This window comes from Janthinobacterium leeuwenhoeki (assembly GCF_051380795.1).
Classification (GTDB): Bacteria; Pseudomonadota; Gammaproteobacteria; order Burkholderiales; family Burkholderiaceae_D; genus Janthinobacterium.
In genome coordinates, this window is the sequence record NZ_JBNYXT010000050.1 from 12249 (window position 1) to 28016 (window position 15768).

At 61.5% G+C, this 15768-nt stretch carries 14 protein-coding genes, 1 tRNA gene and 3 pseudogenes; 13 read left to right on the top strand and 5 right to left on the bottom strand.

Going from position 1 to position 15768, the window contains the following annotated elements; translation table 11 throughout:
• Positions 1-195 precede the first annotated feature (195 nt).
• From ACQ4WS_RS23970 to ACQ4WS_RS23985, 4 genes and pseudogenes are all read left to right on the top strand, one after another.
• A complete protein-coding gene (locus ACQ4WS_RS23970; RefSeq protein WP_034746247.1) occupies positions 196-465 on the top strand; it encodes a type B 50S ribosomal protein L31 in 270 nt (89 codons plus the stop codon).
• A gap of 152 nt (positions 466-617) precedes the next feature.
• Positions 618-2342, top strand: a complete 1725-nt coding sequence (locus ACQ4WS_RS23975) for an ArnT family glycosyltransferase (protein ID WP_436479501.1) — start codon at positions 618-620, stop codon at positions 2340-2342.
• Positions 2343-2534: 192 nt separating this feature from the next.
• Positions 2535-3380: pseudogene (locus ACQ4WS_RS23980) on the top strand (choice-of-anchor A family protein); the annotation flags it as partial.
• Positions 3381-3434: 54 nt separating this feature from the next.
• A pseudogene (locus ACQ4WS_RS23985) lies at positions 3435-3545 on the top strand (PEP-CTERM sorting domain-containing protein); the annotation flags it as partial.
• Between the two features lie 75 nt (positions 3546-3620).
• On the opposite strand, the gene ACQ4WS_RS23990 reads toward ACQ4WS_RS23985, so the two are convergent.
• Complete coding sequence (locus tag ACQ4WS_RS23990) at positions 3621-5300, bottom strand: AMP-binding protein (protein ID WP_436479502.1); 1680 nt, start codon at positions 5298-5300, stop codon at positions 3621-3623.
• Positions 5301-5432: 132 nt separating this feature from the next.
• On the opposite strand from ACQ4WS_RS23990, the gene ACQ4WS_RS23995 reads away from it, so the two are divergent.
• The 3 genes from ACQ4WS_RS23995 to ACQ4WS_RS24005 all read left to right on the top strand — a co-directional run bounded on the left by ACQ4WS_RS23995 (position 5433) and on the right by ACQ4WS_RS24005 (position 9591).
• A complete protein-coding gene (locus tag ACQ4WS_RS23995) occupies positions 5433-7796 on the top strand; it encodes a DNA polymerase II (protein WP_436479503.1) in 2364 nt (787 codons plus the stop codon).
• A gap of 263 nt (positions 7797-8059) precedes the next feature.
• Positions 8060-9376, top strand: a complete 1317-nt coding sequence (locus ACQ4WS_RS24000; RefSeq protein ID WP_436479504.1) for an enoyl ACP reductase FabMG family protein — start codon at positions 8060-8062, stop codon at positions 9374-9376.
• A gap of 130 nt (positions 9377-9506) precedes the next feature.
• Positions 9507-9591 (top strand) — tRNA-Leu (locus tag ACQ4WS_RS24005).
• Between the two features lie 241 nt (positions 9592-9832).
• Here ACQ4WS_RS24005 and ACQ4WS_RS24010 read toward each other — a convergent pair.
• The gene (locus ACQ4WS_RS24010; protein WP_495542694.1) at positions 9833-10069 is read right to left on the bottom strand and encodes an Imm10 family immunity protein; all 237 of its coding nucleotides are present in this window, start codon (positions 10067-10069) and stop codon (positions 9833-9835) included.
• Positions 10070-10142: 73 nt separating this feature from the next.
• Here ACQ4WS_RS24010 and ACQ4WS_RS24015 point away from each other — a divergent pair, with 73 nt between their 5' ends.
• Together ACQ4WS_RS24015 and ACQ4WS_RS24020 are read left to right on the top strand one after the other, a co-directional pair.
• Positions 10143-10433 carry a type II toxin-antitoxin system RelE/ParE family toxin gene (locus tag ACQ4WS_RS24015; protein ID WP_436479506.1) on the top strand — a complete coding sequence of 97 codons (291 nt, stop codon included), beginning with the start codon at positions 10143-10145 and terminating at the stop codon, positions 10431-10433.
• A 9-nt stretch (positions 10434-10442) separates the two neighbouring features.
• The gene (locus ACQ4WS_RS24020) at positions 10443-10739 is read left to right on the top strand and encodes an addiction module antidote protein (protein ID WP_099401703.1); all 297 of its coding nucleotides are present in this window, start codon (positions 10443-10445) and stop codon (positions 10737-10739) included.
• A 398-nt stretch (positions 10740-11137) separates the two neighbouring features.
• Here ACQ4WS_RS24020 and ACQ4WS_RS24025 read toward each other — a convergent pair.
• Both ACQ4WS_RS24025 and ACQ4WS_RS24030 read right to left on the bottom strand, forming a co-directional pair.
• A pseudogene (locus ACQ4WS_RS24025) lies at positions 11138-11302 on the bottom strand (NnrU family protein); the annotation flags it as partial.
• Between the two features lie 69 nt (positions 11303-11371).
• Complete coding sequence (locus ACQ4WS_RS24030) at positions 11372-11764, bottom strand: Imm10 family immunity protein (RefSeq protein WP_436479507.1); 393 nt, start codon at positions 11762-11764, stop codon at positions 11372-11374.
• A gap of 147 nt (positions 11765-11911) precedes the next feature.
• On the opposite strand from ACQ4WS_RS24030, the gene ACQ4WS_RS24035 reads away from it, so the two are divergent.
• The 3 genes from ACQ4WS_RS24035 to ACQ4WS_RS24045 all read left to right on the top strand — a co-directional run bounded on the left by ACQ4WS_RS24035 (position 11912) and on the right by ACQ4WS_RS24045 (position 13639).
• The gene (locus tag ACQ4WS_RS24035; RefSeq protein WP_436479508.1) at positions 11912-12328 is read left to right on the top strand and encodes a GNAT family N-acetyltransferase; all 417 of its coding nucleotides are present in this window, start codon (positions 11912-11914) and stop codon (positions 12326-12328) included.
• The gene (locus ACQ4WS_RS24040; RefSeq protein ID WP_436479509.1) at positions 12328-13074 is read left to right on the top strand and encodes a M56 family metallopeptidase; all 747 of its coding nucleotides are present in this window, start codon (positions 12328-12330) and stop codon (positions 13072-13074) included. The genes ACQ4WS_RS24035 and ACQ4WS_RS24040 overlap by 1 nt, the downstream gene beginning before the upstream one ends.
• Before the next feature lie 64 nt (positions 13075-13138).
• On the top strand, positions 13139-13639 hold the full coding sequence (locus ACQ4WS_RS24045) for a hypothetical protein (RefSeq protein WP_436479510.1): 501 nt from the start codon (positions 13139-13141) through the stop codon (positions 13637-13639).
• 3 nt (positions 13640-13642) lie between these two features.
• Here the strand turns inward: ACQ4WS_RS24045 and ACQ4WS_RS24050 are convergent, their stop codons facing one another.
• Positions 13643-14449, bottom strand: coding sequence for a class I SAM-dependent methyltransferase (locus tag ACQ4WS_RS24050; protein ID WP_436479511.1), 807 nt, complete (start codon positions 14447-14449; stop codon positions 13643-13645).
• Positions 14450-14816: 367 nt separating this feature from the next.
• Here ACQ4WS_RS24050 and ACQ4WS_RS24055 point away from each other — a divergent pair, with 367 nt between their 5' ends.
• The gene (locus ACQ4WS_RS24055) at positions 14817-15653 is read left to right on the top strand and encodes a universal stress protein (RefSeq protein ID WP_436479512.1); all 837 of its coding nucleotides are present in this window, start codon (positions 14817-14819) and stop codon (positions 15651-15653) included.
• The last annotated feature ends 115 nt before the right edge of the window (positions 15654-15768 follow it).

The following is a 15768-nucleotide window of genomic DNA, read 5'->3' on the forward strand; positions in this document are numbered from 1 at the left end:
CGGCTCTGACCCCAGCCCTCCGCTGATCATCCCGCGAAAGCCGCTCATTGAGCGGCTTTTTTATTGCCTGCGGCCCGAAAGCGCTATATAATCGACGGTTGCATTATTTTAAACCCTGGCAAGTGATCGGCAATCGGGTCAAGAAGCTGGACGACCGACGAAGTGCTGTTTGGCTACCAAACTAGAGAGAAGACCATGAAAGTCGATACCCATCCAGAATACCGCGAAGTTGTTTTCCACGATCTGTCGTGCGATTTCAAATTCGTTACCCGCTCGACCATCCAAACCCGCGAAAAAATCACCCACGACGGTAAAGAATACCCACTGGTGAAGATCGAGGTTTCGGCTGAATCGCACCCATTCTTCACGGGCAAGCACAAAATCGTCGATACCGCTGGTCGCGTCGAGAAGTTCCGTCAGAAGTTCGGTTCGGTTGGTTCGAAAACCGCAGTCGCAGCAGGCTGATTTTTGCCGCTCTGCGGCAAAAAAGGGCAGCTTCGGCTACCAAGAAAAAGGCAGCCACGGCTGCCTTTTTTGTCTTTGGCCGCTTTACTTTATACTCGCGCATACCCGACGCCATTCGTCGCGTCTTGCCACTATTCTGATACCGATTATCGATGAAGCCAGTCCGCCTTCCCGCCGCTGCCACACTCGCGCTGCCACGATGGGCCTTGTTTGCGCTTGGCCTGCTGTATATCCTGCCTGGCCTGATCGGCCGCGAACCGTGGAAGAACGATGACGCTGCCAGTTTCGGCATCATGTGGACCATGGCGCATGGCGGCCTGAACGACTGGCTGTGGCCCAACATAGCCGGCCTGTCGCTGCCCGATGAAGGCCCGCTGGCCTTCTGGCTGGGCGCCATTTTCATCAAGCTGTTCGGCTGGATCGACGGCGACGTCTTTGGCGCGCGCATGTCGACCATCGGCATCTTCGTCGTCAGCACCCTGTCCGTCTGGTACGCCGCCTTCAACCTGGGCCGCCGCAACGATGCCCAGCCGCTGCGCCTGGCCTTCGGCGGCCAGCCCGAACCGGACGATTTCGGCCGCACCCTGGCCGATGCCGCCGTCCTCATCTATCTGGGTTGCCTGGGACTGCTGCAGCACAGCCACGACATCACGGCCGAAGCGCTGTACGTGTCCCTGATGGCCTACCTGCTGTACCGCGCCGTGCGCTACATGGAAGGCCCATCCGTGCGCAATGCGGCCCTGCTGGGCCTGGCGATGGGCGGTCTGACTCTCGCGCGCGGCTGGATCACGCCGGCAGCGCTGAGCATCGCCTTGCTGCTGTGCACCGTCTTCCTGCGCCTGCCATTGCTGCGCAGCGTGCGCCACCTGGCGCTGGCCATCCTGATCGGCGCCGCGCTGACCCTCGTCTGGCTGTTGCCGGGCGAATGGCTGCAACCGTATGGCCATTCGCCGCTGCAAGCGTGGATGGAATGGAATTGCCGCCAGTTCAGCGCCCCGAGCCTGAAAAGCGTGCAGTATTTCTTGCGTGTCGGCATCTGGTTCTTCTGGCCCGCGTGGCCTTTCGCCGCCTGGGCCGTGTATGCCTGGCGCCGCCAGCACCATGTGCTGCACATCGTCGTGCCGCTGACCTTTGTGGCCATGCTGGCCATCCTGGGCCTGTGCCATCCCGATCCCGATCCCAGCCAGCTGCTGCCGCTGCTGCCGCCGCTGGCCGTGATGGCCGCGTTTGGCTTGCTGACCATGAAACGGGGCGCCATCAACGCCATCGACTGGTTCTCCGTGATGGTGCTGACCATGTGCGCCCTTGCGCTGTGGCTGTTCTGGTTCGCCATCCTGACGGGCTGGCCGCCGAAACTGTCGCATAATGCTTTGAAACTCATGCCCGGCTTCAAGCCCGAACTGGATTTGCTGGCCTTTTTCGTGGCCGCCTGCGCCAGCGCGGGCTGGGTGGCGCTGGTGCACTGGCGCCTCTCGCGCCAGCCGGCCGTGCTGTGGCGCGCCGTGGTGCTATCGTCCGGTGGCCTGATCCTGATCTGGGTGCTGATCATGACCTTGTTCTTGCCGCCGCTGAACTACAGCAAGAGCTACGCCAGCGTGGCGCAGCAGATTTCCGTCCACCTGCCGCCAGGCAGCAAGTGCATCAACAGCAACGTCGGCGCCGCACAGCGCGCCTCGTTCGCCTACTTTGGCCACCTGCCGTTTGCCAGCGTGGGGCAACAGCAATGCGATGTGTTCTTGTTACAAGACAGCATCAAGGTGCCTGACAGCAAGGAACAACTGCCCGAGCACCACGGCGCGGACTGGATCAAGCTGTGGGAGGGGCGCCGTCCCACCGACAATGTGGAGCGCTTCCGCCTGTACCAGCGCGTCAAATAGCAACATAACCGGGCCAGTCCCGGTTTTTTATGTCCACAAGTAGCTTATCAAGAAAATATTGGAAGTTGCAAAATAAAATACTCTATTGCTTTTAGTGAATGAAACTTGTTTTTTATGTATAATTCGTGCCAGCGCGACGGCAGCCACCCTGCTCTCCCTCCCCATTCGTTCACTCTTTACCATGAGAAACCCATGAAATCCTTGTCGATTACCGCTCGCAGCCTGCCCGTCATCAGTGCCACCGTACTTGCCCTTTCTTGCAGCGCCTTCGCGCAGGCGGCAAGCACGAGCATCAACTTGGGCGCAGCCAACGGTTATTCGGCATTCATTTTCGGCAACGTCGGCAGCAGCGGCATCACCGGTTTCCATGACGTTGAAGGCCGCCTGGCAGTCGGCGGCGACGCTTACCTGAGCAATTTTTCGGTCGGCCAAAAAAGCACGGCCGGCGCCGGCGCTCCAAGCATCGTCACGGGCGGTAACCTCAACATCGGCACTGGCGCCATCTACAACGGCGGCGCCTTGGGCAAGGCTGTGTATGGCGTCAGCCAGAAGAACGCCACGGTATCGACGCAGCAATGGTTTGAGCAAGGCACCTTCAGCAAGGGCAATGCCTCGACGCTGGACTTTGCGGCGGCCCAGCAGCAGTTGACCACCCTGTCGAAGGATGTTGCCAAGCTGAAACCGACGGGCACCGTCATCATGGAAAACAGCGGCTACACCCTGCGTGGCGATATTCATGCAGACGTGAATATCTTCAACATCGATTCTGCTGCCCTGAACAACCTGACCCTGGACCTGTCCACGATCAAAAGCACGGCCCACATCATCATCAATAATAGCGCCAGCAGCATCAACATGTCGGGCGGCTACGCCAGTTTCAGTAATTTCGCCGACCGCACGCTGTTCAATTTCGCGAACGCCACCAGCACCAGCCTGACGACCGGCAGCTGGGGCAGCATCCTGGCGCCGAACAGCGACTTCTTCGGCACGGGCCACCTGGAAGGCACCCTGGTAGCGAACTCCGTCAGCGCCAAGAGCGCATGGTCTTCGCAGGTGGAGATCGGCGCCAAGGGCTTCAATCCCGTCACCGTCTCGGCCGTTCCAGAGCCAGGCACCTACGCCATGCTGCTGGCCGGCCTGGGCTTGCTGGCATTCATGCGCCGCCGCACGCCAGCGCGCGCACCGCAGGCAGCGGTGGCCTGAGTTTTACGCTGAATCAATAAAAAAACACCAGGCCGCGCAAGCGTCCCGGTGTTTTTTTATGTGCTGACGAAAAACTTATTCCACGCTCAAGCCCAGATCCGTCGCCACCTGCTGGCGCAATATATATTTCTGAATCTTGCCCGTCACCGTCATGGGAAATTGCTCGACGAAACGCACATAGCGGGGAATCTTGTAATACGCGATCTGCCCATCGCAAAAGGCGCGGATGTCGTCGCTGGTGGCCTGCGTACCGGGCCGCAGAATGATGCAGGCGCACAACTCTTCGCCATACTTGGCATCCGGCACGCCCACGCATTGCACGTCCAGCACGCTCGGGTGGCGGTACAGGAATTCCTCGACTTCGCGCGGGTAGATGTTTTCGCCGCCACGGATGACCATGTCTTTCGAGCGGCCAACGATGCTGCAAAAGCCGTTGGCATCGATCACGGCCAGGTCGCCCGTGTGCATCCAGCGCGCCGCATCGATGGCTTCCTTGGTTTTTTCAGGGTCGCCCCAGTAACCCTGCATCACGGAATAGCCACGCGTGAGCAATTCACCCTTCTCGCCGCGCGGCACGATGCGCCCTTCCGCATCGATGATTTTCACTTCCAGGTGCGGATGGACGCGGCCGATGGACGACACGCGCATTTCGCGCGGGTCCTCGATCGCCGTCTGGAAGCTGACGGGCGACGTTTCCGTCATGCCATACGCAATCGTGATTTCCGCCATGTGCATCAGCTCGATGACGCGCGTCATGACTTCCATCGGGCACGGCGAACCAGCCATGATGCCGGTGCGCAAGTTCGACAGATCGTATTGCTTGAAGTCAGGATGATCGAGGATGGCGATGAACATGGTCGGCACGCCATGCAGCCCCGTGCACCGCTCGGCCTGCACGGTTTCCAGCACGCCTTTCGGATCAAACCCTTCGCCGGGAAACACCATGGCCGCGCCATGCGTGACGCAGGCCAGGTTGCCCAGCACCATGCCGAAGCAGTGGTACAGGGGCACGGGGATGCACAAGCGGTCCTGTTCGCTCAGGCGCATGGCTACACCGATGAAAAAACCGTTATTCAGGATATTGTGGTGCGTCAAGGTGGCGCCTTTCGGCGCGCCCGTGGTGCCGGACGTGAACTGAATGTTGACGGCATCGTCAAACTGCAAGGTGGCGCTGACTTCTTCCAGGTGCGTCAGGTCGGCATCCATGATGCCGTCCATCAAGGCATCGAAATTGTGCATGCCCGGCGTGGCGGCCGCGCCCAGGCGGATGACGTGGCGCAATTGCGGCAGGCGCGGCGACTGCAGGGCGCCGGCACGCGAACGGGCGATTTCCGGCACCACGTCTTGCAAGATAGCCAGATAGTCGCTGGACTTGAAGCTGGGCGACAGGATCAGCGCGCTGCATTGCACCTTGTCGAGCACATATTCGAGTTCCGAGCGCCGGTAGGAGGGATTGATGTTGACCATGATCAAGCCGGCTTTGGCCGTGGCGAACTGCGTCAGCACCCATTCGGCGCAATTTTGCGACCAGATGCCGACCCGGTCGCCCGGCTGCAAGCCCAGCTTCAACAGGCCGGCGGCCAGGCGGTGCACGCGCTGCTGGAATTCCCGATACGTCCAGCGCACGTTCTGGTGCGCCACGATCAGGGCATCGTGCTGGCCGTAGCGGGCGGCGATGTCATCCAGGTAAGCGCCTATCGTTTCGCCGATCAACGGCGTCTCGTGGGCGCCATGTACATAACTGATTGCTTGCATGCTGTCTCCGGGGTGGGGGGCGCGGCGCGCTCTTGTTATCGTCTTCGATGCAGAAAATTATAGCCGCAACCGCCCCCGCCCTGCGCAGCTTGCTGTAATGTGCAGGCCAGCACACCAGACACTCACGGCACCATGACAGGCAACACGCAGCACCCGCTCGAACAGGGCTTCATCCTGACCCGCCACTGGCGCGACACGCCCGCCGGCACGGAAGTCGATTTCTGGCTGGCAACGGACGCCGGGCCCCGCCACGTGCGCCTGCCCGTGCAGACGGCGGTCGCCTTCCTTCCCATGGAGCAGCAGGAACAAGCGCAACAGCTGCTGCGCGGCGAGCGCCATGCGGAGCTGCGTCCCCTGTCGCTGTGCGATTTCCACCATCGCCCCGTGCTGGGACTGTACTGCAAGCAATACCGGCATTTGCTGAAGCTGGAAAAACAGTTGCGCGCGCACGGCGTCGATGTGTACGAAGCCGACATCCGCCCGCCCGAGCGCTACCTGATGGAGCGTTTTATTACAGCGCCGGTATCGTTCAGCGGAGAAACCCTGCAGGAAGTGCAGCTGAGGCCGGCGCCCGGCTATCGCCCCACCTTGAAACTGGTGTCGCTCGATATCGAAACGACGGCGCACGGCGAGCTGTATTCGCTGGCGCTGGAAGGCTGCGGCCAGCGCCAGGTGTACATGCTGGGGCCGCCAAACGGCGGCGATGACGCCTTGGACTTCGATCTCGAGTACTGCGACAGCCGCGCACAGATCCTCGAGCGCCTGAACACGTGGATGGAGCGCCACGATCCGGACGCCATCATCGGCTGGAACCTGGTGCAGTTCGACCTGCGCGTGCTGCGCGAGCACGCCGAGCGCTGCCAGGTGCCCTTGCGGCTGGGACGCGGTGGCGCCGTGATGGAATGGCGCGAGCATGGCGGCAAGCAGGAACACTATTTTGCCGCCGCGGCGGGGCGTTTGATCATCGATGGCATCGAAGCCTTGAAGTCGGCGACGTGGAATTTCTCCTCGTTCAGCCTGGAAAACGTGGCGCAAACGCTGTTGGGCGAAGGCAAGTCCATCGACAATCCCTACCAGCGCATGGCCGAGATCGACCGGCGTTTCCGCGAAGACAAACCGGCGCTGGCGCGCTACAACCTCAAGGATTGCGAACTGGTCACGCGCATCTTCGCGAAGACCGAGTTGCTGACCTTCTTGCTGGAACGGGCCAGCGTGACGGGCCTGGCGGCCGACCGCAGCGGCGGCTCCGTGGCCGCGTTCGAACACCTGTACTTGCCGCTGATGCACCGGCAGGGTTATGTGGCGCCCAACTTGGGCGATGTGTCCGGCGACAACAGCCCCGGTGGTTTCGTCATGGATTCGCAGTCGGGCCTGTACGATTCCGTGCTGGTGCTCGACTACAAAAGCCTGTACCCGTCCATCATTCGCACCTTTCTGATCGACCCCGTGGGCCTGGTGGTAGGCACCAGCGGCGACGAGGCCGATACCGTGCCCGGCTACCGGGGCGCGCAGTTTTCAAGGGTCAAACATTGCCTGCCCGCCATCGTGCAACAGGTGTGGCAAGGACGCGAGACGGCCAAGCGCGAGCGCAACGCGCCCCTGTCGCAAGCGTTAAAAATCATCATGAACGCGTTTTATGGCGTGCTGGGCTCGAGCGGCTGCCGCTTTTTCGACCCGCGCCTGGCCTCCTCAATCACCTTGCGCGGCCACGACATCATGCACCGCACGCGCGAACTGATCACCGGGCAGGGTTATCAAGTGATCTATGGCGACACGGATTCCACCTTCGTGTGGCTGAAAACAGCGCATAGCGACGAAGAGGCGGGCAAGATCGGCCGCGCCCTGGTAGCGCACGTGAATGCCTGGTGGGATGCCTGCCTGCGCGAAGAATTTGGCCTGGAGAATGCGCTGGAGCTGGAATTCGAGACGCATTACCGGCGTTTCCTGATGCCCACCATCCGCGGCTCGGAAGAAGGCAGCAAGAAACGCTACGCGGGCCTGGTGGGCAAGTCCGACGGCAGCGAACAAATGGTCTACAAGGGCCTGGAAACCGTGCGCAGCGACTGGACGCCGCTGGCGCAGCAATTCCAGCAAGAGTTATACCGACGCATCTTCCAGCGCGCCGCCTACCAGGATTATGTGCGCGACTACGTGGCACGCACCGTGCGCGGCGAATGCGATGCTTTATTGGTCTACCGCAAGCGCTTGCGCCGCCCGCTCGACGATTACCAGCGCAACGTGCCGCCCCACGTGCGCGCGGCGCGCACGGCCGACGCCTATAACCTGGCGCAGGGGCGGCCGCTGCAATACCAGAATGGCGGCTGGATCAGCTATGTCATCACGGTGGCAGGGCCGGAGCCGCTGGAAACGCAGCGCTCGCCCATCGACTACCACCATTACCTGACGCGCCAGCTGCAACCGGTGGCCGACGCAATCCTGCCCTTCCTGGGCGACGATTTTTCGCGGCTTGTGTCCGGGCAGCAGGATTTGTTTTAGATCAATTTTGCTGACCTGGGCGGGCAAGCTGAGGTAATATCGGCGCCTGCCGGGCCAGTCTGCGGGCGCTGTGCGCCGGGGCAGCGTAAAATACGCCTTGGCGAAAGAATAAGAGCTGCATGAAGAAGAAGATGCCATTCCAGACGAGAATCATTCGCAACAGGATTTTCCCTTCTGAAATGGCGCATAATTTAACACTATGTTGAACCAGCGGGCAGTAGCACTAGCCGTCTGCCCTGCTAATTTTTGAATGAATTGACACCATGACCGAGATCACGTCCTTAAGAGACATCCCGCAAAAAAATATCTTCCGCAAGGGCGACACCTTTGTGCTGTTCGGCGAGCTGTTCGGCCGCGGCTACGTGAATGGCTTGCTGGACGAAGCGCGCAAGGCGGGCATGAATATCGTCGGCATGACGGTCGGCCGCCGCGATGAAAACATGGCGCTGCGCCCGCTGAACGCGGAAGAGCTGGCCGAAGCCGAAGCCAACTTGGGCGGCCGCATCATCAATGTGCCGCTGATGGCCGGTTTCGACCTCGACGCGCCAGCCGGCGAGCCGACCCCGACGGCCCTGCTGGCCGACATGACCCTGAAGAGCTGGCAAGAAGACAAGCTGGACTGGGCGCAGATCGAACGTTGCCGCGAAGCCGGCATCGCCCGCTTCAGCGCTTCCGTGGCGAAAGCCATGGCCGAGCTGGACAGCCTGATTCCTGACGGCAGCAATGTCTATTTCGCCCACACCATGGCTGGCGGCATTCCAAAAGTCAAAGTCTTCCTGGCGATTGCCAACCGCATCTATAAAGGCCGCGGCGAGCGCTTCATGTCCTCGCGCGCCCTGCTCGACAGCGATCTGGGTAAATTGATCCTGATGAACTTCGACGAAGTCACGGCCAACACCCTGCAGCACCTGATCGACGGCAGCGCCGCCATCCGCGCCCGCATCGAGCAAACGGGCGGCCAGGTGCGCTACAGCGCCTACGGCTACCACGGCACGGAGATCTTGATCGACGGCAAGTACCAGTGGCAAACCTACAGCAACTACACCCAGGGCCTGGCGAAGATGCGCCTGGAAAACGTGGCCAAGGCCGCGTGGGACAAAGGCATCAAGGCCACCGTCTTCAACTGCCCGGAAATCCGCACGAACTCGTCCGACATTTTCGTCGGCGTAGAACTGTCCCTGTTCCCCCTGCTCGACGCGCTGAAAAAAGAAGGCGGCAGCGCCTGGGCCGAAGAGCAGTGGAAAATCTGCCAGGGCTTGCTGGAAGACGGCGTCTCGCTGCAAGACTTGCTCGACCGTATCGCCGCCTACAACGGCGACGCCACCAGCGTGCAGTTCCGCAACTTCGCCGCCTGGCCGATGGACAACACGCCAGAGCTGGCCGACGTCATGATCGGCACCTCGGACGACATCACCAAGCTGCACAAGGACCGCAAGGAACTGATCACCGACCACCTGAGTTCCTTGGTGCTGGAAGGCACGGGCCCGCTGATGTTCCACGCCATGTCGGAACCGCAAGCCCCCGTCGTCTGGCTCAACCACGACATCATCGCGCGCCAGCTGAACTCGGTGCATAACTGATACTGGCCCAGCCGCAGTGAGAAACTCCGTCCCGCGCTTTCGCTCGGGGCGGCGTTTCTACTCTGGGCTAACAACAGCAAGCGAAAAACTTGCCGAATTGTGACAAATCAGTGATAATGCGTCTCGCGCTGCCCGAGTGATGGAATTGGTAGACGTAGCGGACTCAAAATCCGCCGCCGCAAGGCGTGCCGGTTCAAGTCCGGCCTCGGGCACCAGAATTAAAGTAGAAAAGCACTGACTTCGGTCGGTGCTTTTTTCATTTCCGTCCTATTGTTTTTCCTGAATTTTTTACTGCATGCATTTCAACGCAAGGGCCCACCACGCAGCCTTTGCGCTACGCACACGATGCATGGGATTCCCCTTGTCGCCAGTTGGCCACGCAAGGCGGCTTGCATCGTTTAAGTTCTTTCAACAACCAAACGGTCGCACCGGCAGGCGCGGCGCCATCACCGCAGATCAACGCTCTTCGCGAGAGTAGTCGCAGCCGGCGAAAGTGGTGCGCACCGCTTGCTGCAGCTGGGCGTAGCGCTCCGGCGCCAGATTGAAGCGCACATCGATCTGACCATCGTCGTCCATCTGCATGGCCGCCTCGGCATCCATCTGCACAGACCGTCGGTTCTGATGCAGAATCACGGCGTGCATGTGGCCATACCAGGGAAATTGCTGGCCGCAATCACAGATCACCAAGCACATCAGGCGTGGTTAAACTGCTCAGATTTGATTAATTCGCTTGATTATATGTATCCCAAATAATACAATCGTATGTATGAAAAGCATCCACACTACCGTCACTTTTGATGGGTGGTTCAGTAAACTGAAGGACAGGAAGGCTTTTTTTCGAATCCAGGCGCGCATTGACCGCGCCGAAGACGGTAGCTTTGGAGATTGCAAGCCTGTCGGTGGCGGCGTCTCGGAAATGCGAATTGACTGCGGCCCAGGTTACCGCATCTACTTCACTCAACGCGGCATGGAAATCATCATCCTGCTCGCTGGTGGAGATAAGTCAACCCAAGCGAAAGACATCAAAACCGCACAGCAACTCGCACAAGAACTCTAGGAGGTCGTTATGGCAGAGAAACTAAATAAATGGGATAGCGCCCAGTACCTCAAAACTGAAGAGGACATGGTCGCCTACTTCGAAGCCTGCCTTGAAGAGGCTGGCGACGATGGATCCTTCATCGCCAAAGCGCTCGGCAATATTGCCAAGGCGCGCGGCATGACACAACTCGCCAAAGATACCGGACTGGGGCGGGAGAGCTTGTACAAAGCCCTGTCCGGCGAAGGTAATCCAAGCTTCGACACAATACTGAAGGTAACGCATGCTCTTGGCCTGCAATTCCGAGCCGCTGCCCTCTCAGCTTAAAAAATCGCACGCAGGTCTGCCATTCCGACACACTCTCAGCCTTGAGCACCGATGCTCAAGCTGACGACATCTGAGCCAACTCAATATTGATTAGTTGTGATTGCATTAATAGCAACCCCGCTTCCAACCAGGCGCCCTGGTTCATGTCGAGGTCGTGTCCGAATGGCTGACCCCGGCAGCCACTAAAAAAGCCAAAACCGGGTGTTACGCCGCAGCCGAAACTTCCTCCGTATCGACCGCCAGGATCATCTCAAAAAGGCGCCGTATATAAGCATCCGCGTCATCGACCATGAACAACACATGCTGCTGCGCAAAGGAGTCCAGTGTAATGACGTCCCATTTCAAATTGCGCAATGCTGTCGGCGTGACGATGAAGCTTTCCAGAACGACAGTTATACCCCCCAGATGATCAGGCCCAGCCCGGCAAACGCGACGAGCGAATACAGCCCCTTCCAGCGTTTTTCGCCCAGGCGCGCCAGTTGGGCGCTGCGCCAGCCGTCGGCGACGATGCGCACCGAGTGCAAGCCCAGGAACAGCAGCAAACCGAGTATCAGCAGCGCCATCGTCTTCTCCCGCAATCAATACCAGCTATCGAGCATACGCGACACCGTGACCGGCGCCGTGCGCGCAGATCAACGTTCTTCGCGATAGTAATCGCAGCCCTCGAATGTGGTGCGCAGCGCCTGCTGCAGCTGGGCGTAGCGCTCCGGCGTCAGGTTGAAACGCACGTCGATCTGGCCGTCGTCGTCCATCTGCATGGCGGCCTCGGCGTCCATCTGCACGGACAGACGGTTCGGATGCAGGATCACGGCGTGCATGTGGCCATACCAGGCAAATTCCTGGCCGCAGTATGCGATGTACGGCTCGTCCATGCCCATGGCGATGTCCTGCTCGTCATATTCGTCGGCGCGCTGCAGCATCAGGTAGACGGGCTCGCCTTTGCCCGCTGGCGCGGCCAGGGTGGTGATCAGGGCGTCGTCTTCATTGATAATGGACAACTCGGTGGCGGTAAATCCTGCGGACATGGCGTGCTTTCAACAAATGTGTGGATGACGCCACCATAGCGCAAAAGCGGCGCGGGCAACATAGGGCACGGCGAATAAAGCGTGCCGCCTCCAGACGCGCTCGCCGCCTATAATGGCCATTCCATCCATATTGCACAGGAGACCGCCTTGACCGCAACATCGCCCTACACCACCCGCCTGGCCATTCCCGCCATCGCCACCTACCAGCACCTGCGCGTTGCTGCCGGCCTGAGCGCGAAAACCGCGGAGGCGGCGGCCAAGGGCTTGCCGAATTCCCTGTTTGCCGTGCAAGTGCTGCTGGGCGACGAGGTGGTAGGCATGGGCCGCATCATCGGCGATGGCGGCTGCTTCTTCCAAGTTACCGATATCGCTGTGCTGCCGGCCCACCAGGGCAAGGGCCTGGGCAAGCTGATCATGCGCGAGATCATGCAATTCATCGAGACGGAAGTGCCGCAAAGCGCATATGTCAGCCTGATCGCCGATGGCCAGGCGCAAGAGCTGTATGCGCAATTCGGTTTCAAGCATACGGCGCCCGTCTCCGTCGGCATGGCGCTGGTACGCTAGTGCCGGCCTGGCTGGCTGCCAGCATGGCGCTGGCGCTGCTATTGAGCGCTGCCGCCTGGCGCGCCGAACGCGCGCAGCAAAGGCGCAGGCGCACGACGCGCTGGCTGTGGCTGGCGGCCATCGCCGCGTCCGTCATCGTGCCACTGGCGTGGCTGCCAGGCGTGCTGGCGGCCATGCCTGCGACACAATCGCAGCTGAAACTGGGTTGGTTTGTCTTGTCGGCGGGCATGTTGCTGCTGCTGGCGCTGCGCAGCATCTGGCTGCTGTCGCACCAGCGGCGCTGGCAAAAAACCACCTTGCTGGGTACGCCCGTCTTCCTGAGCGGCGGCATCGGCCCCTGCGTGGCGGGGCTGCTGCGGCCGCGCATCGTGATGCCCGTCTGGCTGCAACTGATTCCGCCCCGGCAGCAAGCGCTGCTGCTGGCGCACGCGCAATGCCGGCTGGCCGCGCGCGACCCGCTGCTGCTGGCCCTGGCCTGCGCCTTGATCGTGCTGATGCCGTGGAACCTGCCCCTGTGGTGGCTGTTGCACCGGCTGCGCTTTGCCATCGAAGTCGATTGCGACGCGCGCATGCTGGCGCGCGGCCACGCGTTGCGCGAGTATGCCACCGTCCTGCGCCGGCACGGCCAGTATTATTCTGGCCTGACGGGCGCCTCGCCCATCGTGCTGAACGACCCGCACGCACTGCGCCGGCGCCGCCATCTGATGGCCAGATTTACCCGGAACCAGGCGGCGAACTTGCTATAGTAGCGGCAACGCCGCGCGGCACGCCCGCGCTTCCGGCTCCCCCATCAGAAATCAGAGAGATACCATGCTTTACCTGCTTGCCATCGTCATCGTCATTGCCCTGCTGTACTACGTCTTCAGTGACCGCACGCCCGTGAAACCGCTGCACAAGCCGCTCATGTCGGTGCGCCAGTACGTGCCGGCGATACCTGCGGGCGCACCGGCGCATCACTGGAATGATGAAGGGCGCTTTGCATCGGAAGTGGAAAACGAATCGATGTACCAGAGCGCCATCGCCACACTGGCCGGCGAGCATGGTCCCGGCAATGCGGAAGAAAAATGCCTGGCCCTGCTCGTCTGCGACGATGCCAATCCGTTCCAGGACAAGGCCATCGCCGTCTTCATCGATGGCCAGCTGGTCGGCTATCTGTCGCACAACGACGCCCTGCGCCTGCGCCGCAACCTGGGCCGCATGGACCTGGTGGGCCAGCTGACCTCGTGCGACGCCGTCATTCGCGGCGGCGGCCTATGGAACGGCAAGCGCCTGTCGTATGCCGTATGGCTCGACTTGCAGCCCTACAACTAAAACCTATCGCGCGCGCGCCAGCCTGACGGCGCGCGTGGCGATAAAGCTGGGCAGGTATTTTTCAATTTCAAAGCGCGGGTGGGGATGCATTTCCTCGTGGTAACCCGCCAGCACGAAGCCCGCCGCCAGCTGGCCGCCGATCTGGCTGTCCAGGCCGTGGCCGAAGATCAGCGCCTCGCCCTTCTCCATGCGCGCCGCCAGCGCATCGGCTTGCATATCCTTCACATCCGAATATGGCAACACGAAACGGGGCCGTATCAAGCCTTGCCGTGCCCATTGCGGATCGCGGTCGCCGATGAATACGGCCGGGTTGAAGAAACTGCTCAGCAGCACGCCGCCATCGGCCAGCACGCGCGCGCATTCGCGCCACACGGGGGCGATATCGGGTACGTACTGGTTCGATACAGGATGGACGATGAGGTCGAAACTGGCGTCGGCAAAGCAGGCTAGGTCGCGCATGTCGCCCTGCACGGTGGTCAATTCCAAGCCGTCGCGCTCGGCCACCATGCGGTCTTGCGCCAGTTGCTGTTCAGACAGATCGAAGACGGTGACGTGCGCGCCGGCGGCGGCCAGCACGGGCGCCTGCTGTCCGCCTGCACCGGCCAGGCACAGGATGCGCTTGCCGTGCACCTCGCCCAGCCAGCCGGCCGGCAAGGAACCGGGCGTCAGATGGATCTGCCACTGCCCGGCCCGGGCCGCGGCGATGGTGGCGCTGTCGACGGGCTGCGACCAGGGACTGTTCCGTGCAGCCTGGGCATCCCAGGCTTGCTGATTGTGCTGCAAGAAGTTGTTAGCCAAAGGCATCGTCATCCTTTCAGAAAAAAAGCAGGATGCGAATGTAGCATGACGCCAGGCAGGGCGTCGAGAAGTGAACTCCCGCCACGGCCAGCGTTGTTGCGTCACACAAGCAAGTACCGGACAGATGGCGCCGGCGCCGATGCTGACCACTGGAAGGGCAAGGAGTTCAGGACCATTATCGCTGGCTGTGCCCCGAACATATTGATGCATATCAAGTAGATCGGCATTTTCAGGAAATGGCATTGCAAATGACCATGGCGCGTCTCTTTTTGACCCATATCAAGTCCTGCACAAGAAAACCGCCGCCAGGCACGGCAATGCTGGACTTGCCCGTGTTGCCGTTCTAGCCTTGTTGCCATCCTGACTAGCGAATGACACCATGGCTTACCAATCCATCCTCGTCCACGCCGACCTGTCGCGCCATGCGCCGCAGCGCATCGCCATCGCGGCACGGCTGGCGCACGCGCACCAGGCGCACCTGATCGGCGCCGCCATGACGGGCGTGTCGCGCCTTACCCTGGAAAACAACCGCGGCATGCGCGGCGGCGCCGTGGCGGCGCAGATCAACGCCTTGCACGGGCAGGCGGAACGGGCGCTCGACCAGTTTGAGACGCTGGCGCGCCAGGCCGGCGCCGTCTCGCTCGAGCGACGCCTGATCGAAGACGATGAAGATGGCGGCATGGCCGTCAGCGCCCGCTACAGCGACTTGACGGTGCTGAGCCAGCACGACGACAGCGAAGCCCTGCCCGGCGCCATGCGCAACCTGGTGCCCTACGTGATGCTGAACGCGGCCCGTCCCGTGCTGATCGTGCCGCGCAGCGGGCTATTTGCGCAAGTGGACAATACCGTGGTGGTGGCCTGGGATGGCAGCATGGAAGCGACGCGCGCCATCGGCCACGCCCTGCCCCTGCTGCGCGCGGCGCGCCTGGTGCTGCTGGCCCTGCTGCACCCGCCGGCCGGCCATGCGCAGCCGGCCCGCCATCCGGGCGCCGACATCGCCGCCTACCTGAGCCGCCATGGCGTGCCCGTCGAAGTGCGCCCCGCCGTCGCCACGGGCGACATCGGCGCGGCGCTGCTGGCCATGGCCGCCGAAGTGCATGCCGACCTGCTGGTCATGGGCGGCTACGGCCACGCGCGCTTCCGCGAAATCCTGCTGGGCGGCGTGACGGAAACCGTGCTGCGCCAGATGACCTTGCCGGTGCTGATGGCGCACTGAATCGAGTAGGGGGCTGAGTTACCTCAGCCGCCCTCTCACACCACCGTACGTGCGGTTCCGCATACGGCGGTTCATTTCACAAGCTGGAAGCGCTGCTGGGTGTCCAGCAGCGAAA

What these genes read in the sequence shown, in the direction of transcription:
- ACQ4WS_RS23970 (WP_034746247.1), top strand. Translation starts at nt 196, where the DNA reads ATGAAAGTCGATACCCATCCAGAATACCGCGAAGTTGTTTTCCACGAT.
- ACQ4WS_RS24015 (WP_436479506.1), top strand. Translation starts at nt 10,143, where the DNA reads ATGAAAAGCATCCACACTACCGTCACTTTTGATGGGTGGTTCAGTAAA.
- ACQ4WS_RS24030 (WP_436479507.1), bottom strand. Translation starts at nt 11,764, where the DNA reads ATGTCCGCAGGATTTACCGCCACCGAGTTGTCCATTATCAATGAAGAC.
- ACQ4WS_RS24055 (WP_436479512.1), top strand. Translation starts at nt 14,817, where the DNA reads ATGGCTTACCAATCCATCCTCGTCCACGCCGACCTGTCGCGCCATGCG.
- ACQ4WS_RS24000 (WP_436479504.1), top strand. Translation starts at nt 8,060, where the DNA reads ATGACCGAGATCACGTCCTTAAGAGACATCCCGCAAAAAAATATCTTC.
- ACQ4WS_RS23975 (WP_436479501.1), top strand. Translation starts at nt 618, where the DNA reads ATGAAGCCAGTCCGCCTTCCCGCCGCTGCCACACTCGCGCTGCCACGA.
- ACQ4WS_RS24050 (WP_436479511.1), bottom strand. Translation starts at nt 14,449, where the DNA reads ATGACGATGCCTTTGGCTAACAACTTCTTGCAGCACAATCAGCAAGCC.
- ACQ4WS_RS24045 (WP_436479510.1), top strand. Translation starts at nt 13,139, where the DNA reads ATGCTTTACCTGCTTGCCATCGTCATCGTCATTGCCCTGCTGTACTAC.
- ACQ4WS_RS23990 (WP_436479502.1), bottom strand. Translation starts at nt 5,300, where the DNA reads ATGCAAGCAATCAGTTATGTACATGGCGCCCACGAGACGCCGTTGATC.
- ACQ4WS_RS24010 (WP_495542694.1), bottom strand. Translation starts at nt 10,069, where the DNA reads ATGTGCTTGGTGATCTGTGATTGCGGCCAGCAATTTCCCTGGTATGGC.
- ACQ4WS_RS24020 (WP_099401703.1), top strand. Translation starts at nt 10,443, where the DNA reads ATGGCAGAGAAACTAAATAAATGGGATAGCGCCCAGTACCTCAAAACT.
- ACQ4WS_RS23995 (WP_436479503.1), top strand. Translation starts at nt 5,433, where the DNA reads ATGACAGGCAACACGCAGCACCCGCTCGAACAGGGCTTCATCCTGACC.